At 60.0% G+C, this 22,130-nt stretch carries 19 protein-coding genes; 16 read left to right on the forward strand and 3 right to left on the reverse strand.

Annotated elements, in window-relative coordinates; translation table 11 throughout:
* Positions 1-55: 55 nt before the first annotated feature.
* The 3 genes from KL786_RS26985 to phhA form a co-directional block, all read right to left on the reverse strand.
* Positions 56-1,255, reverse strand: coding sequence for an amino acid aminotransferase (locus KL786_RS26985; protein WP_215519525.1), 1,200 nt, complete (start codon positions 1,253-1,255; stop codon positions 56-58).
* The gene (locus tag KL786_RS26990; protein ID WP_017134918.1) at positions 1,252-1,608 is read right to left on the reverse strand and encodes a 4a-hydroxytetrahydrobiopterin dehydratase; all 357 of its coding nucleotides are present in this window, start codon (positions 1,606-1,608) and stop codon (positions 1,252-1,254) included. Before KL786_RS26990 ends, KL786_RS26985 begins: the two co-directional genes overlap by 4 nt.
* Before the next feature lie 105 nt (positions 1,609-1,713).
* On the reverse strand, positions 1,714-2,505 hold the full coding sequence (gene phhA, locus KL786_RS26995) for a phenylalanine 4-monooxygenase (RefSeq protein ID WP_057444562.1): 792 nt from the start codon (positions 2,503-2,505) through the stop codon (positions 1,714-1,716).
* Between the two features lie 277 nt (positions 2,506-2,782).
* On the opposite strand from phhA, the gene KL786_RS27000 reads away from it, so the two are divergent.
* The 16 genes from KL786_RS27000 (at position 2,783) to KL786_RS27075 (ending at position 22,125) form a co-directional block, all read left to right on the forward strand.
* On the forward strand, positions 2,783-4,345 hold the full coding sequence (locus tag KL786_RS27000) for a sigma-54-dependent transcriptional regulator (RefSeq protein WP_070995433.1): 1,563 nt from the start codon (positions 2,783-2,785) through the stop codon (positions 4,343-4,345).
* A gap of 405 nt (positions 4,346-4,750) precedes the next feature.
* Positions 4,751-5,491, forward strand: coding sequence for a flagellar basal body rod protein FlgF (locus KL786_RS27005; protein WP_032859644.1), 741 nt, complete (start codon positions 4,751-4,753; stop codon positions 5,489-5,491).
* A 67-nt stretch (positions 5,492-5,558) separates the two neighbouring features.
* Positions 5,559-6,344, forward strand: coding sequence for a flagellar basal-body rod protein FlgG (flgG, locus tag KL786_RS27010; RefSeq protein ID WP_215519526.1), 786 nt, complete (start codon positions 5,559-5,561; stop codon positions 6,342-6,344).
* Positions 6,345-6,396: 52 nt separating this feature from the next.
* Positions 6,397-7,092, forward strand: coding sequence for a flagellar basal body L-ring protein FlgH (flgH, locus tag KL786_RS27015; RefSeq protein ID WP_032859002.1), 696 nt, complete (start codon positions 6,397-6,399; stop codon positions 7,090-7,092).
* A 27-nt stretch (positions 7,093-7,119) separates the two neighbouring features.
* Positions 7,120-8,208 carry a flagellar basal body P-ring protein FlgI gene (locus KL786_RS27020; protein ID WP_215519536.1) on the forward strand — a complete coding sequence of 363 codons (1,089 nt, stop codon included), beginning with the start codon at positions 7,120-7,122 and terminating at the stop codon, positions 8,206-8,208.
* Positions 8,209-8,218: 10 nt separating this feature from the next.
* Complete coding sequence (gene flgJ, locus KL786_RS27025) at positions 8,219-9,475, forward strand: flagellar assembly peptidoglycan hydrolase FlgJ (RefSeq protein ID WP_215519527.1); 1,257 nt, start codon at positions 8,219-8,221, stop codon at positions 9,473-9,475.
* A gap of 10 nt (positions 9,476-9,485) precedes the next feature.
* The gene (gene flgK, locus KL786_RS27030) at positions 9,486-11,510 is read left to right on the forward strand and encodes a flagellar hook-associated protein FlgK (protein ID WP_215519528.1); all 2,025 of its coding nucleotides are present in this window, start codon (positions 9,486-9,488) and stop codon (positions 11,508-11,510) included.
* A gap of 14 nt (positions 11,511-11,524) precedes the next feature.
* Positions 11,525-13,144, forward strand: coding sequence for a flagellar hook-associated protein 3 (locus KL786_RS27035; RefSeq protein WP_215519529.1), 1,620 nt, complete (start codon positions 11,525-11,527; stop codon positions 13,142-13,144).
* Positions 13,145-13,412: 268 nt separating this feature from the next.
* Positions 13,413-14,342 (forward strand): ketoacyl-ACP synthase III, encoded by a 930-nt coding sequence (locus KL786_RS27040; protein ID WP_215519530.1) that lies wholly within the window; start codon positions 13,413-13,415, stop codon positions 14,340-14,342.
* A 377-nt stretch (positions 14,343-14,719) separates the two neighbouring features.
* The gene (locus tag KL786_RS27045) at positions 14,720-16,447 is read left to right on the forward strand and encodes a flagellin N-terminal helical domain-containing protein (protein ID WP_215519531.1); all 1,728 of its coding nucleotides are present in this window, start codon (positions 14,720-14,722) and stop codon (positions 16,445-16,447) included.
* Between the two features lie 71 nt (positions 16,448-16,518).
* Positions 16,519-16,866: a flagellar protein FlaG gene (locus KL786_RS27050; RefSeq protein WP_215519532.1), complete on the forward strand. Its 348-nt coding sequence runs from the start codon at positions 16,519-16,521 to the stop codon at positions 16,864-16,866.
* Positions 16,867-16,949: 83 nt separating this feature from the next.
* Positions 16,950-18,314 (forward strand): flagellar filament capping protein FliD, encoded by a 1,365-nt coding sequence (gene fliD, locus KL786_RS27055; protein WP_215519533.1) that lies wholly within the window; start codon positions 16,950-16,952, stop codon positions 18,312-18,314.
* A gap of 128 nt (positions 18,315-18,442) precedes the next feature.
* Positions 18,443-18,832 (forward strand): flagellar export chaperone FliS, encoded by a 390-nt coding sequence (gene fliS / locus KL786_RS27060; RefSeq protein ID WP_029292498.1) that lies wholly within the window; start codon positions 18,443-18,445, stop codon positions 18,830-18,832.
* Between the two features lie 25 nt (positions 18,833-18,857).
* A complete protein-coding gene (gene fliT, locus KL786_RS27065; protein WP_169897493.1) occupies positions 18,858-19,154 on the forward strand; it encodes a flagellar protein FliT in 297 nt (98 codons plus the stop codon).
* Positions 19,155-19,327: 173 nt separating this feature from the next.
* Positions 19,328-20,803: a sigma-54 dependent transcriptional regulator gene (locus KL786_RS27070; RefSeq protein WP_215519534.1), complete on the forward strand. Its 1,476-nt coding sequence runs from the start codon at positions 19,328-19,330 to the stop codon at positions 20,801-20,803.
* 110 nt (positions 20,804-20,913) lie between these two features.
* Positions 20,914-22,125, forward strand: coding sequence for a sensor histidine kinase (locus tag KL786_RS27075; RefSeq protein WP_032859024.1), 1,212 nt, complete (start codon positions 20,914-20,916; stop codon positions 22,123-22,125).
* Positions 22,126-22,130 lie beyond the last annotated feature (5 nt).

Raw genomic sequence — 22,130 nt, forward strand, 5'->3', positions numbered from 1 at the left:
ATGTGAACACCCCAAGAAATTGGATTTGTGTCCAACTTCTTGGGGGCAGTCCATTTCAGGGTTTGCACACGTCTGCAATGGCCTCGGCCAGCAGCCCCAGGCGCGTCTCATCAATCCCGGCGACGTTGGCCCGTCCGGAGTTGACCATGTACACGCTGTGTTTTTCCCGCAGCTGTTTCACCTGTTCGGCGCTGAGGCCGGTGTAGGAAAACATCCCGCGCTGCACGCCGACATGGGCAAAACGCTCGGCCAATCCATGGGGCGCCAGCGCTTCTACCAACCCCGAACGCAACTGCGCGATGCGCGAGCGCATGCCTTCGACTTCGGCGCTCCACAGCTGTTTGAGTTCGGCATCACCCAAAATGGTGGCGACTACAGCCGCACCATGGTCCGGTGGGGTCGACCACAGGTTGCGGGCGATAAATGCCAGTTGGCTGCGCACATCCAGCAGTTTCTCGGCATCGTGGGCGCAGACAATCAATGAGCCCACGCGGTCGCTGTACAGGCCAAAGTTCTTCGAGCAAGAGCTGGTGATCAGTACTTCGGGCAACTCATCGGCAAACAAGCGTACGGCCCACGCGTCCTGCTCCAGGCCGTCGCCAAAGCCCTGGTAGGCGAAGTCGATCAGCGGCAGCAGTTGGCGCTCGCGTACGACCTGCAGCACTTGGCGCCAGTCATCCTGGGACAGGTCGAAACCGGTAGGGTTGTGGCAGCAGGCGTGCAGCAGCACCACGTCGCCCTCGGGCACGGCGGCCAGGGTGGCGAGCATGGCCGGCACGTCCAGGCGGTTGTCACTGCCCACGTACGGGTAGTGGCTGACCTTGAGCCCGGCCTTGGCGAAGATGGTTTCGTGGATCGGCCACGTCGGGTTGCTCAACCACACGCCACGGCCGGGCAGGCTGTGGGCGATAAAGTCGGCGCTCAGGCGCAGGGCGCCGGTGCCGCCAGGGGTTTGCGTGGCGCCAGCGCGTTGTGCCTTGAGCAGCGCGGAGCCGGCGCCCAGCACCAGTTCACTGATCAGTCGGCCGAAAGCCGGGTCGCCATGGCCACCGATGTAGGTCTTGGTGGTTTGCTGGTCGACCAGGCGCTGCTCGGCGCGTTTCACCGCCTGCAGGATCGGGGTCAGGCCCTGGGCATCTTTATAGACACCCACGCCGAGGTCGAATTTTTGCGGGTTGGTGTCCTTGGCGTAGGACTCCATCAGCCCGAGGATCGGATCCCCGGGCACCCGGCCAATCGCGGCGAAATGCATCACTTGCGGCCCTCGGCATCCTTGGCCACTTCGTCGGTGCGTGCGGCCATGATGAAGTCGTTGCGGTGCAGGCCCTTGATGGAGTGGCTCCACCAGGTCACGGTGACTTTGCCCCATTCGGTCAGCAGGCCCGGATGGTGGCCTTCGGCCTCGGAGATCTCGCCCATGGCGTTGGTAAAGGCCAGGGCGAATTTGAAGTTCTTGAACAGGAATACTTTTTCCAGCTGCATCACGCCGTCGCGCACTTCGATGTTCCAGTCGGGGATCTGCTTGATCAACACCGGCAGTTCTTCGTCGCTGACTTGTGGGGCGTCGGCGCGGCAGGCTTCGCAATGGGCTTGGTTCAAGGTGGTCATAAAGGTGTTCCTGAAATCGAGTATGTGGAATTCGGTTGCCAGTGGCGTCACCCTAAAGCAACGCGCGGCCAGGGAACAGACTCACCTGGCCTTTAAAGTGGCAGTTCAAGCCGCCTTGGGCTTTGGGGGAAACTTCGGCGCGTGCAACCCCAGCTGCATGCCGCGCTCGACCATGCCCATGATGTCTTCCTGCGCCACTTCGAACAGGCGCTTGAGGTTGGGCAGGGCGAAATACAGCGGCTGCAGGATGTCGATGCGATACGGCGTGCGCATCGCTTCCAGCGGGTCGAAGGCTTGGTGCTCGGGCTCGTCCGACAGGCAGTACACCGTCTCCTTGGGCGAAGACAGAATGCCGCCACCATAGATGCGCCGGCCTTGCGGCGTGTCCACCAGGCCGAACTCGATGGTCATCCAGTACAGGCGCGCCAGGTACACCCGTTGCTCCTTGGTGGCCGCGAGGCCGAGCTTGCCGTAGGTGTGGGTGAATTCGGCGAACCAGGGGTTGGTCAGCAGTGGGCAGTGGCCGAAGATCTCGTGGAAAATATCCGGTTCTTGCAGGTAATCCAGCTCTTCGCGGGTACGAATAAAGGTCGCCACCGGAAACTGCTTGTTGGCCAGCAATTCAAAGAAAGTCTGGAAGGGAATCAGCGCCGGCACCCGCGCCACTTGCCAGCCGGTGGTCTCGGCCAGCACTTTGTTGATCTCCGCCAGTTGCGGAATACGGTCATGGGGCAGGCCGAGCTTGTCGATGCCGTCCAGGTATTCCTGGCAGGCGCGACCCTCGATCACTTTCAGTTGGCGAGTGATCAGGGTGTTCCACACCGCATGTTCTTCGGGCGGGTAGTGGATAAAACCTTGCGCATCGGGCTCGCGGGCCACGTAGTGCGTCTGCTTCATACGGCTCTCCTGCTAGGCATTCGTTCTTGTTATGTCCTGCTATGGGCTTATTGATACTCCGCCTGGCCATGGATTCCACCTGCCTCCAAGGGAAGACTGTAGGAAAAATCGGTGTTTTTCGTAAAGTATTCGTTACGGTTTTGCCGTTGCGCACGCTGCATTGCGATTTGTTGGTTTGAAAAGGCCGGGACCTGTCACATAATCTTGACGACTATCTGCGTCTGGCGACAAAAAGACGTAGCCCGATCAGCCCCCCTACAACAAACCGGGCCTTTACATGCGTATCAAAGTGCATTGCCAGAACCGCATCGGCATTCTGCGGGACATCCTCAACCTGCTGGTGGAGTACGGCGTCAACGTCGCCAAGGGCGAGGTCGGCGGCGAGCACGGCAATGCCATTTACCTGTATTGCCCGAACCTGGTGAACATGCAATTCCAGGCCCTGCGCCCGCAGTTCGAGGCGATCGCCGGGGTATTTGGCGTCAAGCGGGTAGGGCTGATGCCCAGTGAGCGTCGGCATATGGAGCTCAACGCCTTGCTGGGTGCGTTGGAATTCCCTGTGTTGTCCATCGACATGGGCGGCTCGATTGTCGCGGCCAACCGGGCGGCGGCGCAGTTGCTCGGGGTGCGCGTGGATGAAGTGCCGGGCATTCCTTTGTCGCGCTACGCCGAGGACTTCGACCTGCCGGAACTGGTGCGCGCCAGCAAGTCGCGGATCAATGGCTTGCGGGTCAAGGTCAAGGGCGATGTATTCCTGGCTGATATTGCGCCGTTGCAATCTTCCGAGCATGACGACAGCGAAGCCATGGCTGGCGCCGTGTTGACCTTGCACCGCGCCGACCGCGTCGGCGAGCGTATCTACAATGTGCGCAAGCAGGAACTGCGCGGTTTCGACAGCATTTTCCAAAGCTCCAAAGTGATGGCGGCGGTGGTACGTGAAGCCCGGCGCATGGCGCCCCTCGATGCGCCGCTGTTAATAGAAGGTGAAACCGGCACCGGCAAGGAACTGCTGGCGCGCGCCTGTCACCTGGCCAGCCCACGTGGGCAGTCGCCGTTGATGGCGCTCAATTGCGCAGGTTTACCAGAGTCGATGGCCGAGACCGAACTGTTCGGCTACGGCCCCGGTGCGTTTGAAGGGGCGCGTGCAGAAGGTAAGCTCGGGCTGTTGGAACTGACGGCGGGCGGTACGTTGTTTCTCGATGGCGTGGGCGAAATGAGCGCGCGCCTGCAAGTGAAATTGCTGCGCTTTTTGCAGGACGGCTGCTTCCGCCGTGTAGGCAGCGATGAAGAGGTTTACCTGGATGTGCGGGTGATCTGCGCGACCCAGGTGGACTTGTCGGAGCTGTGTGCCCGCGGGGAGTTTCGCCAGGACCTGTATCACCGGCTCAATGTGTTGTCGTTGCATATCCCGCCGCTGCGCGAATGCCTCGACGGTTTGCCGCCGCTGGTCGAACACTTTATCGACCAAGCCAGCCGCTTGATTGGCTGCCCATTGCCCAAGCTGGCACCGGCGGCCATGGAGCGCCTCAGTCACTACCATTGGCCGGGCAATGTGCGGCAGTTGGAGAACGTGCTGTTCCAGGCGGTGTCGTTGTGTGAGGGCGGGACGGTCAAGGCTGAGCATATTCGCTTGCCGGACTATGGCGTGCGCCAGCCGCTGGGCGATTTCTCCCTGGAGGGCGGCCTGGAGGAGATTGTCGGGCGGTTTGAAAAGGCGGTGCTGGAAAGCCTGTATGCCGAGCATCCCAGCAGTCGGTTGCTGGGCAAGCGTTTGGGGGTTTCCCACACCACCATCGCCAACAAATTGCGCGATTACGCAGTGCTCAAGGCCGACAAATAACCCCCTGACACAACACGGTAAAACTTGTAGGAGCGAGCTTGCTCGCGAAAAACTTACAGGCGCCGCATTCATTCAGTAAGCACGCGTTATCGTTGACGTTTTTCGTCGGAACGCCGCCCGGAGACAAGCTCGCTCCTACAGAAGGCGATGACTGCTTAACTGACTGGCATTAGGGCTTGCCCGCTCCCACAATGGATCTGTGTCCATGCCAGGGCCGGTGTTTGCCGCAACCGGCAGAACTCCGCCGTTTTTCCGACTCGTCCTGCCCCTCCAATAATCCTTGATACGCCCCAACCCCTTGCCCCACCTGCCTTTCCCCGACTTTTGAAAAGTTGGTGCGCAAATTGCTAAAGACTCCTCAGTACATCGGTGGGCGGCAAACGTCCGTCAGTAAGAGGAATGAGCGTGGACAAGTACCTTTATGTGGCAATGACCGGCGCCAGCCAGAACGCACTGGCGCAGAAGGCTCATGCCAACAATCTGGCGAACATTTCCACCAACGGTTTTCAGCGTGACCTGGAACAGGCCCGCTCGATGCCGGTGTTTGGTGACAGCTTTCCGGCGCGGGCGTTTGCCCTGACCGAGCGGCCGGGCACTGATTTTTCCCCTGGCTCGATGGTCGAGACCGGTCGTGACCTGGACGTTGCCGTCGGCGGCGATGGCTGGATCGCGGTACAGACCCCCGATGGTGGCGAAGCCTACGTGCGTACCGCCAGCATGAATATCGATGCGCTCGGCGTACTGCGGGCCGGCAACGGCATGCCGATCATGGGCAATGGCGGGCCGATTTCCGTGCCGCCCGAGCAGAAGGTCGAAGTCGGCGAAGACGGCACCATCAGCATCCGCGCCATGGGCGAAGGCCCGCGGGTGATGGCTGAAGTGGACCGCATCAAGCTGGTCAAGCCGGACCTGGCCAACATGGTCAAAGGCCTGGATGGCGCGATCCACACCAAGGACGGCCAGCCTGCGGTGGCCGATGCCAGCGTCAAGGTGAATTCGGGCTTTTTGCAGTCGAGCAACGTCAATGCCGTCGAAGAAATGACTGCGGTGCTGGCCCTGTCCAAGCAGTTCGAATTGCACGTGAAAATGATGAACAGCGCCAAAGAAGACGACCAGGCCATGACCCGCGTCATGCAGATGAGCTGATTGCAGCGCCACTGAATACCAATTTCGTAACGCGGCGCCAACAAACAGGCGCACGAAGGAGAACAGCATGCTTCCGGCTCTATGGGTTGCCAAAACCGGTCTGTCCGCCCAGGACACCAACCTGACCGTCATCTCCAACAACCTGGCGAACGTTTCGACCACGGGCTTCAAACGTGATCGCGCCGAGTTCCAGGACCTGCTCTATCAGATCAAGCGCCAGCCGGGTGCGCAGTCGACCCAGGACAGCGAATTGCCGTCGGGCCTGCAAGTGGGTACCGGTGTGTCCATCGTCGGCACCCAGAAGAACTTCACTGCCGGCAACCTGCAGCAGACCAACCAGCCGCTGGACATGGCGATCAATGGCCGTGGTTTCTTCCAGATCCTGCAACCGGATGGCACTACCTCCTACACCCGCGACGGTACTTTCCACCTGGACTCCAACGGCCAGGTCGTGACCGCCAATGGCTTTGCCCTGGAGCCGGCGATTGTCGTGCCCAACGATGCCCAGACCTTCACGGTCGGCGCCGACGGCACCGTGTCCATCACCATCGCCGGCAACCCGGCGTCGCAAGTGATCGGCAACCTGCAGACCGCTGACTTCATCAACCCGGCCGGCCTGCAAGCCACCGGCAACAACCTGTTCCTGGAAACCGCCGCCAGCGGCGCGCCGCAAGTCGGCACCCCGGGCCTCAACGGGTTTGGCACCACCCTGCAAAGCACCCTGGAAACCTCCAACGTCAGCACGGTGGAAGAGATGGTCAACATGATCACCACCCAGCGCGCCTACGAGATGAACTCCAAGGTGATTTCCACCGCCGACCAGATGCTTTCGTTCGTTACGCAGAATCTGTAATTCAGTCTATGGGGCGCTCGCAAGGCGCCTGCAACACCGTGAGGTAAGGGTCATGAGTCGCTTTGTTTCTGTTCTGGCATTGAGTGGGATTGCCGTGCTCGCGGGCTGTGTTGCCCCGACGCCAAAACCCAATGACCCGTACTACGCGCCGGTGTTGCCGCGCACGCCGCTGCCTGCTGCCGCCAACAACGGTTCGATCTACCAGGCCGGTTTCGAACAGAACCTGTACAGCGACCGCAAGGCGTTCCGGGTCGGGGACATCATCACCATCACCCTGAACGAGCGCACCACGGCGAGCAAGAACGCCAACTCCCAGGTGGCCAAGAACAGCAAGACCGGCATCGGCCTGACCTCGCTGTTTGGCGGTGGCTTGAACACCAACAACCCGCTGGGCAGCGGTGACTTGAGCCTGGACGTCGGCTACAGCGGCGACCGCGCCACCAACGGCAGCAGCAAGGCCGGGCAGGGCAACAGCCTGGTCGGTTCGATCACCGTGACCGTCGCCGATGTATTGCCCAACGGCATCATTGCCGTACGCGGCGAGAAGTGGATGACCCTCAACACCGGCGATGAGCTGGTGCGCATCGCCGGCATGGTGCGGGCAGACGATATCGCCACCGACAACACCGTGCCGTCCACGCGGATTGCCGATGCACGCATTACCTATTCGGGTACGGGTTCGTTTGCCGACGCCAGTCAGCCGGGCTGGTTCGACCGTTTCTTCCTTAGCCCGCTGTTCCCTTTCTAGGTGATCACTTTGAACCTTAAACAGCTGATGGCAGCGGTGTTGTTGCTCTCCCTGAGCGTCGCTGCCCAGGCCGAACGCCTGAAGGACATCGCCAGTATTTCCGGGGTGCGTACCAACCAGTTGATCGGCTACGGCCTGGTGGTGGGCCTCAATGGTACGGGCGACCAGACCACTCAGACCCCGTTCACCTTGCAGACCTTCAACAACATGCTTTCGCAGTTCGGGATCAAGGTGCCACCGGGGTCGGGCAACGTGCAGTTGAAAAACGTCGCGGCGGTGTCGATCAGTGCCGACCTGCCGGCGTTCTCCAAGCCCGGGCAAGTGGTGGACATCACTGTAGCGTCGATTGGCAACTCGAAAAGCCTGCGTGGCGGCACCTTGCTGATGACCCCGCTCAAAGGTATCGACGGCAATGTCTACGCCATCGCCCAGGGCAACCTGGTGGTCGGCGGGTTTGATGCGGAAGGTCGCGACGGTTCGAAGATCACCGTCAACGTGCCATCGGCCGGGCGGATTCCCGGCGGCGCCACGGTGGAGCGCACCGTGCCCAGCGGGTTCAACCAGGGCAACAGCCTGACCCTGAACCTCAACCGTTCGGACTTCACCACCGCCAAGCGCGTGGTCGACAAGATCAACGATATGCTCGGCCCTGGCGTGGCCCAGGCCATCGATGGCGGCTCGGTGCGCGTGACCGCGCCGCTGGACCCAAGCCAGCGTGTGGACTACCTGTCGATCCTGGAAAACCTGGAGATCGATCCGGGCCAGGCGGTGGCCAAGGTCATCATCAATTCGCGCACCGGTACCATCGTGATCGGGCAGAACGTCAAGGTGTCGCCAGCGGCCGTGACCCACGGCAGCCTGACCGTGACCATCACCGAAGACCCGATTGTCAGCCAGCCTGGGGCGTTCTCCAATGGCGAAACCGCCGTGGTCCCACGCTCGCGGGTCAATGCCCAGCAAGAAGCCAAGCCGATGTTCAAGTTCGGCCCCGGCACCACCCTGGATGAAATCGTGCGAGCGGTGAACCAGGTGGGCGCGGCGCCCGGCGACTTGATGGCGATCCTCGAAGCCCTGAAACAGGCCGGCGCCTTGCAAGCCGACCTGATCGTGATTTGAGGCCGTAGCCATGGACATGCGCAAGAGCGGTATCGCCAGCACGGCAGACTCGGGTTCCTACTCCGACCTCAACCGGCTTAACCAGCTCAAGTTCGGCGACAAGAACAGCGAAGGCAACATGCGCAAAGTGGCGCAGGAGTTCGAGTCGCTGTTTCTCAACGAGATGCTCAAATCCATGCGCTCGGCCACCGATGCCCTGGGCAAGGACAACCCGCTGAATACGCCAGCGGCCAAGCAGTATCAGGAAATGTACGACCAGCAACTGGCAGTTTCGCTATCCCGCGAGGGCGGCGGTATCGGCCTGGCGGACGTGCTGCTGCGCCAGATGCAAAAGAACAAGCCAGTGGAAGGGCAGGCCTCGACCTTGCAGGGCCCCGAGGCGGTAGAGAAAAAAGCCGACGTGCCGACACCGATTGCCGCCGGCACCCAGGCCGATGGCCCGCTGGGTCGCGCCAATGGCCAGCGTGCGTTGTGGGCGGCGCGGGTCGAGGTGACGCCGCGTGCCGATGACGGCACCGTACACAATGACATGACGCTGATGAACCAGCGGCGCATCGCCTTGCCGAGCAAACTCACCGATCGCCTGTTGGCCGGCATCGTGCCAGGCGTCGAGGCGACGGGGGCGGTCAAGGCCGCACCATTGCGCAACAGCGCCGCCGAAGATGGTGTGATCAACGGCGCGGCGCGCACCTTCGCCGCACGCGATTCGCGCATGCAGATTTACGGCCGCGCCGTGGCCCAGCCACCGCTGGCGCCGGCGAAAAAAGCCTTCGGTTCGCAAGACGAGTTTGTCGCCACCATGCTGCCAATGGCCAAGCAGGCGGCCGAGCGCATTGGCATCGACCCACGCTACCTGGTGGCCCAGGCCGCCCTGGAAACCGGCTGGGGTAAATCGGTGATGCGCCAGCAAGACGGCAGCAGCAGCCACAACCTGTTTGGCATCAAGGCCGGCCAAAGTTGGCAGGGGGCCCAGGCGCGTGCGATTACCAGCGAGTTTCGCAATGGCGAGATGGTCAAGGAAACGGCGCAGTTCCGTTCCTACGACTCTTACCAGGACAGCTTCCACGACCTCGTGACCTTGCTGCAAAGCAATGAAAGATATCAAGAAGTCCTGAAGTCGGCCGATAACCCGGAACAGTTTGTACGCGAGTTGCAAAAAGCCGGTTATGCAACGGATCCGGACTACGCCAGCAAGATTTCGCAGATCGCCAAAACCATGAACAGCTACCAAAACTACGCTGCCGCTGGCGCATCCACTCATTTATAAGGTTTGAACCATGGGTTTGCTCAATATCGGGATGTCAGGACTCAATGCGGCTCAGGGATCGCTTTCGACCCTGAGTAACAACATTGCCAACGCCAAGACCCCTGGATACTCGCGCCAGCAGACTACGCAGACGGCCAACGGCATGTCCGGCGTCGGCGGTGTGTTCATCGGCAGCGGCACCACGCTGTCGGACGTGCGCCGGGTGTATAACCAGTTTCTTGACACCCAGTTGCAGACCACCACGTCGCTGAACTTCGATGCCAAGGCTTACCTGGACCAGATCGGTTCGGTGGACAAGCTCTTGTCCGACAAGTCCACTGGTGTTGGCGCGGCCTTGAACAGCTTCTTCGCCGCGTTGCAGACGTCTTCGGCAAACCCCAGCGACAATTCCGCACGCCAACTGGTATTGACCATTGCCCAGACCCTGGGCAACCGCTTCAACTCGATTGCGAGCGAACTGAACAAGCAGAAAGAAGGCATCAACAGCCAGCTGGAGACCATCACCGGCCAGGTCAACCAGTTGACCGCCTCGATTGCCTCCCTCAACCAGCAGATCTCCCAGGCCAAGGGCCAGGGCAACGGCGAGCCGGCGAACCTGCTGGACGCGCGCAACGAAGCCGTGCGCTCGCTCAATGAGTTGGTGGGGGTCAAGGTCACTGAGTCGGATGGCCACTTCAATGTGTCCCTGGGCACTGGCCAGACCCTGGTTGCGGACGGCGTGTCGAACAAGTTGTCGGCAGTGCCGAGCAAGGATGACAAGAGCCAGTACTCGGTGGTGTTGACCACTGGCGGGCAGCCGATGGACGTCAGCTCGGTGGTCAGCGGTGGCTCCATCGGCGGCTTGCTGCGTTATCGCCAGGAGGTGTTGATGCCGGCCATCAACGACCTGGGGCGTACTGCCATGGTCGTCGGCGAAGCGATCAACACCCAGCTGGGGCAGGGCCTGGACGCCAACGGGCAGTTCGGTGCCGCGTTGTTCAATGACATCAACAGCGTATTCGCCATTGGCCAGCGCAGTGTTGGCGGCTCCAGCAACAGTGCGAACTCCGGCAACCTGAACGTCACGATCAAAGACACCAGCAAACTGAGCACCTTTGACTACAAGGTGACCTTCAGCGACGACAAGATGTACACCGTGCTGCGTTCGGACGGTAAGTCCATGGGCACCTTCGACATCACCCAGACACCACCGGAAATCGACGGCTTCACCCTGGCCCTCGATGGCAAGGGACCGGTGGCCGCAGGCGACACGTTCAAGGTCAGCCCGACTGCCGGTGGCGCGATGGACCTCAAGGTGGTGATGACCGACCCCAACAAGCTGGCGTTTTCCGCGCCATTGCTGGCCGAGGGCAACAAGAACAACAGTGGTACCGGTGTGTTCACTCCGCCGACCCTGACCTTGCCCCTGGACATCCATGGCGGTGCCGGCACCGCGCAGTTGGAAGCGGCAATCAAGAGTTCGATGCCGGTCAAGATGACCTTCGCCAAACCCGCTGCCGATGGCACCCAGAGCTATGTGATCAATAACGCCCAGGGCCAGCCGATTGGCACCGGCACCATCGTGCCGGGCCAGGACAATAAACTGACGATCAAGGTGCCGTACGTCGACGCCAATGGCGACCCACAGACGTTCGGGGTCGACACGGTGATCCGTGGCGAACCGAAAGCCGATGACAGCTTCAGCGTGTCGTTCAACGCTGGCGGCAAACTGGATAACCGCAACGCCCTGCAATTGCTCGACCTGCAAACCCGCAAGACCGTGGGCGCGACCGATGGCAATGCCGGGGTGAGCATGAGCACCGCGTACAGCCAGTTGGTGTCGACTGTCGGCGGCAAGGCCAGCCAGGCCAACGTCGACAACAGCGCGACCGGGGCGATGCTGGCGGCTGCCACGTCCAATCGCAGCTCCGTGTCCCAGGTCAACCTGGACGAGGAGGCCGGCGACATGATCCGTTTCCAGCAGTACTACACCGCGTCGTCGCAGATCATTAAAGCTGCGCAAGAAACCTTCAGCACGCTGATCAACAGTCTTTAAGGGAGTTTGAGACGATGCGAATCTCGACCGAACAGTATTTCAATACCACGACTGCGCGTTATACCAACAACTTCTCCAACGTCACCAAGACGCAGCAGCAGATCGACTCCGGCGTGCGTATCCAGACCGCAGCAGATGATCCGGTGGGCGCGGCGCGTTTGCTGCTGCTGCAACAGCAGCAGGATATGTTGGGGCAGTATGCGGGCAATATCAGCAGCATGAAGAACTCGCTTAATAGCGAGGAAAGCGTACTTGCCAGTATCGACACCGCCCTGGCGCGCGCGGGTGAGCTGTCGCTCAAGGTGGCGGGCAAGGGCGGTGGCGGTATCAGCGATGACGACCGCAAGGCCGTTGCCGCCGAGATTGGTGAAATCGAGAAACAGGTGCTGAGCCTGCTTAACAGCAAGGATTCGTCCGGCCATTATCTGTTTTCCGGTGGCAAGAGCGACACGCCGCCGTATGCGCGCAACAGCGACGGGACCTACAGCTATCAGGGGGATGAGACGCCCTTGAGCCTGAAGGTTTCCGACACCTTGTCGATGGTGGTCAATGACACCGGCAAATCGATCCTGGAAGGCACGGTCAATGCTGGTCGTACTCAGGCCACCGGTTCGGTCAACGATGGCAAGGTGCTGGTTTCGGGCGGGATCGTTACCTCGCCGTCGACCTACGACAACAGCTTCACCGACGGCCAGCCGTACAAGCTGACCTTTATCAGCAGCACCGAATACACCGTAACGGACAGGACGGGTAACGACATCACCGCGCAAACTCCCGGCAACGGCAAGTTCGATGCGACCAAGGAAGGCAGTGCTTCGGTCACCGTGCGCGGCGTGACCTTTGATGTCGACCAGAACCTGGGGGGGGCCAAGCCCGGCGCCGAGGCTGATGCGATCTACAAGGATCGTGAATTCACCCTGCAAAGCAAACCGGACAGCTTCAGTATCTCGCGCACGCCGAGCAACCAGTCATCGGCACAGTTGTCGGGCGGCACGGTCACCAGTCAGGCGGATTACAGCAGTACCTTCCCGAACAAAGGCGCGGTGATCAAATTTACCTCGACCACAGAGTACGAGGTGTATGCCCAGCCGATCACCGCCGACAGCAAGCCGGTCTCCAACGGCACCGTGGTGCCTGGCACGCCAGCCCAGCCAGGGCCACCGCCTGTGCCCGCAACGCCAGACAGCATCACGGCGGCTGGGGTTAAGTTCGACATCACCGGCGCCCCAGGCATCGGTGACCAGTTTGCGGTGGGTTCCAATACCCACAAGACGCAAAATGCGCTGGATACCCTCAGCCAATTGCGCCAGGCCTTGGAAACCCCGTCCGACGGCGACCCGATTGCCCAGGCCAAGCTGACCGATGTGGTCAACGCAGCCATTACCAATATCAAGGCTTCCCAGGCCCAGGTCGATGGCGTGCGCGGTTCCATTGGTGCGCGGATGAACTCGCTGTCGATCCAGGAAACGGAGAACACCAGCATGGTGCTGGCCAACAAGTCGACCACTGCGGCCATTGGCGACACCGATGTGGCCACGGCCTCGATTGACCTGGCGTTCCAGAAGGCAATGCTGGAGGCCTCGCAGCTGGCCTTTGTGAAAATCTCCCAGTTGAGCCTGTTCAGCCGCATGTAATCGGCCCGGCAAGACCTGACGGCCCACCCTGGAAACAGGGTGGGCCGTTGTCGTTTCTGGCGCAGGCTTTTAAACAAAGCGCACAAAAATGAGTGACCTATGAGTCATAAAGCGCATCTTCACTGTATCGTGTGAAAAGGCCAGACCGCTTTCCAGGCGCTGGCTTCGGTAGTTTCGGCGGGTTTTTGCGGGGTTATCCCCTTTATTGTCAGCGCTCCTGAAGGGTTTTCAGGGGTGTTCTCCAGCTATTTTGTATTGGGAAGCCACAATGATTGGCATAAAAAGCATCGCCAGCTACGTGCCGGCAGAAGGGCTGGACAACTACGCCCAGGGTGCCAAATTCGCCAAGGATGAAGAATTCATCATTGGCAAGATCGGCTCGGCATTCCTGCCGCGCAAGGATGCTGCACAGGAAACCTCGGATTTGTGCGTCGAGGCGGTCAATGCCTTGTTTGCCAACAACCCCGAGCTCAAGCGTGAGTCGATTGACGCGCTGATCGTCGTGACCCAGAACGGCGACGAAGAAGGGCTGCCGCACACCGCAGCCATCGTCCAGGACAAACTCGGCCTGCCGACCCACGTCGCGGCCTTCGATATCTCCCTGGGTTGCTCCGGCTACGTCTACGGCATCTACGCGATGAAAGGCTTCATGGAAGCAGCCGGCCTGAAAAACGGCCTGCTGGTGACCGCCGACCCGTATTCGAAGATCGTCGACCCGGAAGACCGCAACACCACCATGCTGTTCGGCGACGCCGCCACCGCCACCTGGATGGGCGAAGACGCCCCCTGGCAGCTGGGCAAGGCCAAGTTCGGCACCGACGGCTCCGGCGCGCCTCATTTGAAGGTCAGCGATGGGGTGTTCTTCATGAACGGCCGCCAGGTCTTCAACTTCGCGTTGCTCAAAGTGCCGGCGCATTTGCACGAACTGCTCAAAGAGTCGGACCTGAAGGCCGACGATATTGACGCGTTCTGCATCCACCAGGGCAGTGCGGCGATTGTCGACGCCGTGGCCCGGCGTTTTGAAGATGCGCCGGTGGAGAAATTCATCAAGGACATGGTCGAGACCGGCAACACCGTGTCGTCGAGCATTCCGTTGCTGCTGGAAAAGCACGTGATGGACGCCGAGTGGAAGCGCGTGGCCCTGAGTGGGTTTGGTGTTGGCCTATCGTGGGGCTCGGCGATTATCTATCGGCCGTGATGCGCTGATAGGCTGCACAAAAAAACGCCCGGGATCGAAAGAATCCGGGCGTTTTTTTGTGCACATCATGTAGGAGCGAGCTTGCTCGCGAAAAACGTTAACGATAACGCGGGCATTCAGAATGCACGCGGCGCCCTCAGGTTTTTCGCGAGCAAGCTCGCTCCTACAGGGAGGATGTCCTTAACCCGTGATTGCTGGCATTTCACGCCTCCATAAAGCCTTGAAATACAAGGGGTGGCACAGGGCTAGTAAAAAAATTCAAAAAAATCCTCAAGCAACCTGCTTTCACGACGATAACTATTACGAAGGTTCTCTAGGCCACACCCGGCGGTTGCCAGGGCCGGAAGCCGCAGTATCCAACTCACGAGGATTTCGTCATGGCAATGTCCGTAAACACCAACATTACTTCCCTGGGCGTCCAGAAGAACCTGAACAAAGCATCCGACGCTTTGAGCCAGTCGATGAACCGTCTGTCTTCCGGCCTGAAAATCAACAGCGCCAAAGACGACGCAGCTGGCATGCAGATCGCCAACCGTCTGAATAACCAGGTCAAAGGCCTGAACGTTGCCATCGCCAACGCCAACAACGGCGTGTCGATTGCCCAGACTGCTGAAGGCGCAATGCAAGAATCCACCAACACCCTGCAGCGTCTGCGTGAACTCGCCCTGCAAGCGGCTAACGGTGATAAAAGCGACGCTGACCGTGTTTCCCTGCAACAAGAATTCACCGCTAAAGTCGGCGAGCTGAACCGTATCGCCAGCACCACTACCTTCGGTGGTCGTAACCTGCTCGACGGTTCGTTCAGCAACGTAGCGTTCCAGATCGGCGCCAATGCCAACGAAACTATTTCGTTCGGTATGACTGATATCAGCTCGACTGCCCTGAAAGGCAACTACAAAGAAGCTGCTGTAGATGGCACTGCAATGACTGGTTTGGCTGCTACTGCAACTGGTACTAACATCGGTGGCTTGAAGGCTAGCGTAACGACCGCTGCTGCTGCGGGTGCTACTGCTGCAACCGACAAGTTCCGTATCAATGGCGTAGAAATTTCGTTGACTGCTGCCGCTACCGGTGTTCCGGCTGCAAATGCCGCAGTAACCGCGATCAACGCAGAGACGGCTAAAACCGGCGTTACTGCTTCTGCTGATGCAACTGGCAAGCTGACCTTGTCGTCGAAAGGTGACATCAAGCTCGAAGCTTCTGCTCTTGTCGGTCCACCAGCCCCTACCGCTGGTCTGACTAGCCTCGGTCTGACTGCTGCTACCACTACCGCCACAGATTTTACAGCGGCCTCTGCAATGGGCGCCACGGGCACCGTCACCGTCAATGGCAAGGACGTAACCTGGGCCTCAACTGACCTGCTGTCGGCTGTCCTGACCAAGGTTGCTGCTGAAGCTGGCACCGGCGCTACCGCTAAGATGACTGATGGCCGGATCACTGTTACTTCCGGCGACGGCAAGGACATCAAACTGGCCAACAAAGATAGCGGTTCGCTGTCGCAGTTGGGCCTGTCGGCTGGTACTTCTCAGGCTAAGCTGACTGCTGACACTTCGATTGAAGTGAACGGCGTTGAAGTCAAGTTCAAGAAGGGCGACACCGCTGACGCTGTTGTTGCTTCGATCAACAGTGCAAGCACTGGTGTTCAAGCCAGCAAAAACGCTGATGGCACTCTGAACCTGTTTGCTGACAAAGACATCACCATCAAGGATGGTAGCGCGGGTACTGGCCTGAAAGCCCTGGGTCTGACTGCTGTTGCTGCTGCCGGCACCAAAACTGCCGTCACCATGGAAACCAGCGTCTCCGACCTGAACATCCTGTCTGCCGCTTCTTCCCAGCAAGCCATCCAGGCCCTGGACGATGCCATGCAGCAGATCGACAGCCAGCGTTCGCAGCTGGGTGCGGTGCAAAACCGTTTCGCCAGCACCGTGGCCAACCTGCAGAGCATTTCGCAGAACTCCTCGGCTGCCAAAGGCCGCGTAGAAGACGCTGACTTCGCTTCCGAAGCCGCTGAACTGACCAAGCAACAAACCCTGCAACAGGCGTCCACTGCGATCCTGTCCCAGGCCAACCAACTGCCATCCGCTGTACTGAAGCTGCTTCAGTAATAACGGCTAGCGGTTAATCAACGGGGGGGTGCTAACGTGCCCTTCCGTTTTTTCAGTTTGGAGGTGATGACATGGACATGAGCATCAAGCTGAACGCGTCTTACCCGGCTGCTACCACCCAGGCTCCTGGTGCTGCGACGACACAGGCCAAACCGCCTGTCGCGCAGACCGATAGCGAGCCCGCCGAGGAACCACAGCGCGTGGCACTGGAAAAAGCTGTCACCGATATGCGTGAGTTTGTGCAGGCTTCACAGCGCAACCTGGATTTTTCCATCGATGACTCCACCGGCAAAGTGGTGGTCAAGGTGATCGCTACCGACAGTGGCGAAGTGATTCGACAAATTCCATCGGAGACTGCGTTGAAGTTGGCGCAGAACCTGAGCGATGCCAGCAGCCTGTTGTTTGATACAAAGGCTTGAGTTGGCACGAAACATGTTTCTGATTGCTGCTTGGGCGTTCGTACGCCAAAAAAGCGGCAACCGCAGGACAAGGAGAGTAGCAAATGGCTAGTTCAACGATTTCCGGCCCAGGTTCGGGCTACGACACCCAAGCCATCGTCAAGGCGTTGGTGGGGGCCGAGCGCGCGCCCAAAGAGGCGCAGATCACCGCCCAGCAGAAAGACGCCACCGTCAAGCTGTCGGCCGTGGGGTCGGTAAAAACGGCGCTGGAAGCCTACCAGGCGGCAATCACCAAGTTGAACAACCAGTCCGCCTTCAACGGCCTGGCCGCCACTACCTCCGAAGAAAAAAACGCCAAGGTCACCCTGGGTGACGGCGCGGCCCCTGGCAAATACATCCTTAAGGTTGAGAATCTGGCGACCTCGTCCAAGGTCTCCAGCAAAGTCATCGAAGGTGGCGCCTCGGGCAAGGCCAACGCTAGCGATGAGACTCAGACGCTGACGATTACCCAGTCGGGTAAAAGCTACGATGTATTGGTGCCGGGTGGCGCGACCCTGCAGGAGGTCCGCGAATCCATCAATACTCAGCTCTCTGCCCAAGGCATCAGCGCCAACGTACTGAGCGACTCCAGCGGCGGGCGTCTGGTACTGACCTCCAATACCAGTGGTAAGGACACTGACATTACTTTGAGTGGTAATTCGGAGCTGGCAGTCGGTTATGACAAGGGTGCGGCGCCGGTGAATGCCAAATACTCCATCGACGGCATCGAGATGGAGTCCACCAGCAACAAGATCACTTCCGCGATCAGCGGCGTGACCCTGGAACTGCTGGATGGTGACCTGAAAAAGAATGTCACGCTTACCGTAGCCAGCAACACCGACACCCTGAAGACCTCGGTGCAGTCGTTCGTCACCGCCTACAACGCGCTGATGACTGCCATCAACACCCAGACCAAGGTCACCGCCACCGGCGATGCCTCCACCACCACGGCGGGGGCCTTGACCGGTGATGCGTCGATGCGTCAGTTGGTCTCCAGCCTGCGTTCCGAGCTGGTCAACGGCAAGGGCGCGGGCAGCATGACCAGCCTGGCCCAGATGGGCATCACCACTGACCAGAAAACCGGCTTGCTGAGCCTGGAAGACAAGACCTGGGACAAGGCCGTGATCAAGGGCGCTGGCGACATTGCCAAGATGTTCACTGGTGATACCGGCCTGATCACGCGCATGAACAAGGCGACCAGCAGCTATGTCGGTACCACCGGCACCCTGGCGACCCGTGCGACAGATCTCAACAACAAGCTGACTGATCTGACCACTGAAAAGGCCGACCTGGACCGCCGCATGGACGCCCTGCAGAAATCCCTGTCGGCCAAGTACACCGCCATGGACACCATGATCGCGCAGATCAACTCCCGCAGTTCCAGCATCATGACCACCCTCAACTCGTTGAACAATCCTAAGTCGAACTGATGGATGGTGCGCCCGCAGGCCCTGAAAAAGGGCCCGGGCACTCGGTGAGGGATTAAAGTTTTTCTCGGTACAGTCGAAAAACTACTTAAGCAAACCTATTTGACTGTGGCCTGTTACGAGGTAGCAACATGAACCCTATGAGAGCCCTTCGCCAATACCAGAAGGTCAATTCCCACGCCCAAATCTCCGAAGCCAGCCCACACCGTCTGGTGCAGATGCTGATGGAAGGCGGCCTCGATCGCATGGCTCAGGCCAAAGGCGCATTGAGCCGTGGTGATATCGCCCAGAAGGGCCTGATGCTGGGCAAGGCGATTGAAATCATCTCCGGCCTGCGTGATGGCCTGGAGCCGGAAAAAGCCGAGGATCCAGCGGCGGTGCAGCAATTGGATGCGTTGTACGAGTACATGAGTAACCGTCTGGTTGAGGCCAATGGCGTCAACGATGCCGACATGATCGACGAAGTCGCGCGTTTGTTGATTACTGTCAAAAGTGGCTGGGATGCCATCGCGCCACAATAAGGCCGCCGGCCTTGAGGAACACAGCATGAGCCACGCACTGCAACGGATTGACGAAACCCGCGACGCTTTGGTTGGCGCGTTGGCAGAGCGCAATTGGGATGCGATCAGCGAATTGGACATGGGTTGCCGTGTCTGGATCGACGAGGTGCTCAGCGAAGCGCCGGTGGACGAGGGCGCGCTACGGGAGAAGTTGGAGAGCCTGTTAGCGGTCTACCAGCAGTTGCTGGAAGTGACGACCGGCGAGCGCCAGGCGATTTTTGAAGAGATGTCGCAGATCAACCAAGCGAAAAATGCGTCAAAGGTTTACCATCTGTTCGGCTGATCTGGCTCAGTTAATCCGAACATAGCGCGTCATAAATTTGACTGTGCAGTCTTTTTTGACTTAACTAGTGCTATTTTCAGACGTCAGATGGCCGTAGCGCAGAAAATGCCTACAGCAATCTAGATTGCCCCGATTCGAGGGCATTAGAGTTTTACTAGGGAAGTTGCTATTGCATGTGGCGTGAAACCAAAATTCTGCTAATCGATGACGATAGCGTTCGCCGCCGCGACCTGGCGGTGATTTTGAATTTTCTTGGCGAAGAAAATTTGCCCTGCGGCAGCCACGATTGGCAGCAGGCGGTCAGCTCTTTGTCATCGAGCCGTGAAGTCATCTGTGTGCTGATCGGGACGGTAAACGCTCCTGGCGCAGTTCTAGGCCTGTTAAAGACACTCTCAACCTGGGATGAGTTCCTTCCCGTGTTGCTAATGGGCGATATTTCTTCCGTGGACTTGCCGGAAGACCAGCGCCGCCGAGTGCTTTCCACCCTGGAAATGCCCCCCAGCTACAGCAAATTGCTCGACTCCCTGCACCGTGCCCAGGTCTATCGCGAGATGTACGACCAGGCCCGCGAGCGTGGCCGTCACCGCGAACCCAACCTGTTCCGCAGCCTGGTCGGCACCAGTCGTGCCATCCAGCACGTGCGCCAGATGATGCGGCAAGTGGCCGATACCGACGCCAGCGTGTTGATCCTCGGCGAGTCCGGCACCGGCAAGGAAGTGGTCGCGCGTAACCTGCATTACCACTCCAAGCGCCGTGACGGACCTTTCGTGCCGGTCAACTGCGGGGCAATCCCTGCAGAGCTGCTCGAAAGCGAATTGTTCGGCCACGAGAAGGGCGCCTTTACCGGGGCGATCACCAGCCGTGCCGGGCGTTTTGAGCTGGCCAACGGCGGCACCCTGTTCCTCGACGAAATCGGCGATATGCCGCTGCCGATGCAGGTCAAGCTGCTGCGTGTGTTGCAGGAGCGTACCTTCGAGCGCGTGGGCAGCAACAAGACCCAGAGCGTCGACGTGCGCATCATCGCGGCCACGCACAAGAACCTCGAAAGCATGATCGAGGTCGGCAGCTTCCGCGAAGACCTGTACTACCGCCTCAACGTATTCCCTATCGAGATGGCTCCGCTGCGCGAGCGTGTGGAAGACATCCCGTTGCTGATGAACGAACTGATCTCGCGCATGGAGCACGAAAAGCGCGGCTCGATCCGTTTCAACTCTGCCGCGATCATGTCCCTGTGCCGCCACGGCTGGCCGGGCAACGTACGCGAGCTGGCCAACCTGGTGGAGCGCATGGCGATCATGCATCCGTACGGGGTGATCGGCGTGGTCGAGTTGCCGAAAAAATTCCGCTACGTCGACGACGAAGACGAGCAATTGGTGGACAGCCTGCGCAGTGATCTGGAAGAGCGCGTGGCGATCAACGGCCACACCCCGGACTTCGGTGCCAACGCCATGTTGCCGCCCGAAGGCCTGGACCTGAAGGACTACCTCGGCAGCCTGGAACAAGGGCTGATCCAGCAGGCGCTGGACGACGCCAATGGCATCGTCGCCCGCGCCGCCGAGCGCCTGCGCATCCGCCGCACCACGCTGGTGGAGAAGATGCGCAAGTACGGCATGAGCCGTCGTGAAGGAGATGAACAGGCGGATGATTGACGCCTGTTTTCCAAACCGCTGATTAATCAGCGGTTTTTTTTCGGCACGGGTATTGCTACAGCACTCGCAACGTTCCGTTTAACTGACGGTCAGCCAAGCGAGAGAGCACGATGCCCCACGCCGCCCAACTTTCTTCAGTCCCCGACACCCAGGGACTTGTCCCGTCCGTAGAGCAGATCAGCCGGCAAGGGCTTGAGCAGGCGTTTTCGCTGTTCAGCCAGATGTCCAGCCAGTTGACTGACTCCTACAGCCTGCTGGAAGCCCGGGTTTCGGAGCTCAAGGGCGAGTTGGCGGTGGTCAGTGCCCAGCGCATGGAAGAGCTGGCCGAGAAAGAACGCCTGGCCAACCGTCTGCAAAACCTGCTCGACCTGCTGCCTGGCGGCGTGATCGTGATCGATGACCAAGGCCGCGTGCGCGAAGCCAACCCCGCGGCCTGCGACCTGCTGGGCCTGCCGCTGGAAGGCGAGCTGTGGCGCCATGTCATCACCCGCTGCTTTGCCCCTCGTGAAGACGACGGCCATGAAATCTCCCTCAAGGATGGGCGCCGCCTGTCCATCGCCACCCGCTCCCTGGACGCTGAGCCCGGCCAACTGGTGCTGCTCAACGACCTGACAGAAACCCGTCACCTGCAGGACCAATTGGCGCGTCATGAGCGCCTGTCGTCCCTGGGGCGGATGGTCGCTTCTCTGGCGCATCAGATCCGCACGCCGTTGTCGGCCGCGTTGATCTACGCCAGTCATTTGACTGATGAGCAATTGCCGGCCGCCACCCATCAGCGTTTCGCCGGGCGCCTCAAGGAGCGCCTGCATGAGTTGGAGCACCAGGTGCGCGACATGCTGGTGTTCGCCCGGGGCGAGTTGCCGCTGACTGATCGCGTCACGCCCGCCGCCTTGATGCAGTCGTTGCAGGCCGCTGCCGCCACCCATGTCCAGGAAGCCTCGGTGCGCTGGCAGTGCGATAGCCACTGGGGCGAATTGCTGTGCAATCGCGACACCCTGGTGGGCGCGCTGCTCAACCTGATCGAAAACGCCAGCCAGGCCAGCGGCCCGGCAGCGCGCCTCAAAGTGCACCTGTACAGCCGCGAGCAAACCCTGCGCCTGTGCATCAGCGACAGCGGTAGCGGGATTGATCCGCTGGTGTTGCAGCGCCTGGGTGAACCCTTCTTTACCACCAAAACCAACGGGACCGGCCTGGGGCTGACCGTGGTCAAGGCAGTGGCCCGTGCGCATCAGGGAGAATTGCAGTTGCGCTCCCGTGTGGGGCGCGGCACCTGTGCATTGATAACGCTGCCGCTGTTTTCAGGCGCGGCAAGCGCGGAGTAAGGATA

The sequence above is a fragment of the Pseudomonas sp. TAE6080 genome, assembly GCF_018732265.1.
Classification (GTDB): Bacteria; Pseudomonadota; Gammaproteobacteria; order Pseudomonadales; family Pseudomonadaceae; genus Aquipseudomonas; species Aquipseudomonas brenneri.

What these genes read in the sequence shown, in the direction of transcription:
- KL786_RS27040 (WP_215519530.1), top strand. Translation starts at nt 13,413, where the DNA reads ATGATTGGCATAAAAAGCATCGCCAGCTACGTGCCGGCAGAAGGGCTG.
- KL786_RS27050 (WP_215519532.1), top strand. Translation starts at nt 16,519, where the DNA reads ATGGACATGAGCATCAAGCTGAACGCGTCTTACCCGGCTGCTACCACC.
- phhA (WP_057444562.1), bottom strand. Translation starts at nt 2,505, where the DNA reads ATGAAGCAGACGCACTACGTGGCCCGCGAGCCCGATGCGCAAGGTTTT.
- flgH (WP_032859002.1), top strand. Translation starts at nt 6,397, where the DNA reads ATGAGTCGCTTTGTTTCTGTTCTGGCATTGAGTGGGATTGCCGTGCTC.
- KL786_RS26990 (WP_017134918.1), bottom strand. Translation starts at nt 1,608, where the DNA reads ATGACCACCTTGAACCAAGCCCATTGCGAAGCCTGCCGCGCCGACGCC.
- fliD (WP_215519533.1), top strand. Translation starts at nt 16,950, where the DNA reads ATGGCTAGTTCAACGATTTCCGGCCCAGGTTCGGGCTACGACACCCAA.
- flgK (WP_215519528.1), top strand. Translation starts at nt 9,486, where the DNA reads ATGGGTTTGCTCAATATCGGGATGTCAGGACTCAATGCGGCTCAGGGA.
- KL786_RS27035 (WP_215519529.1), top strand. Translation starts at nt 11,525, where the DNA reads ATGCGAATCTCGACCGAACAGTATTTCAATACCACGACTGCGCGTTAT.
- KL786_RS27020 (WP_215519536.1), top strand. Translation starts at nt 7,120, where the DNA reads ATGGCAGCGGTGTTGTTGCTCTCCCTGAGCGTCGCTGCCCAGGCCGAA.
- KL786_RS27070 (WP_215519534.1), top strand. Translation starts at nt 19,328, where the DNA reads ATGTGGCGTGAAACCAAAATTCTGCTAATCGATGACGATAGCGTTCGC.
- flgG (WP_215519526.1), top strand. Translation starts at nt 5,559, where the DNA reads ATGCTTCCGGCTCTATGGGTTGCCAAAACCGGTCTGTCCGCCCAGGAC.
- fliT (WP_169897493.1), top strand. Translation starts at nt 18,858, where the DNA reads ATGAGCCACGCACTGCAACGGATTGACGAAACCCGCGACGCTTTGGTT.
- flgJ (WP_215519527.1), top strand. Translation starts at nt 8,219, where the DNA reads ATGGACATGCGCAAGAGCGGTATCGCCAGCACGGCAGACTCGGGTTCC.
- KL786_RS27000 (WP_070995433.1), top strand. Translation starts at nt 2,783, where the DNA reads ATGCGTATCAAAGTGCATTGCCAGAACCGCATCGGCATTCTGCGGGAC.
- fliS (WP_029292498.1), top strand. Translation starts at nt 18,443, where the DNA reads ATGAACCCTATGAGAGCCCTTCGCCAATACCAGAAGGTCAATTCCCAC.
- KL786_RS27045 (WP_215519531.1), top strand. Translation starts at nt 14,720, where the DNA reads ATGGCAATGTCCGTAAACACCAACATTACTTCCCTGGGCGTCCAGAAG.
- KL786_RS27075 (WP_032859024.1), top strand. Translation starts at nt 20,914, where the DNA reads ATGCCCCACGCCGCCCAACTTTCTTCAGTCCCCGACACCCAGGGACTT.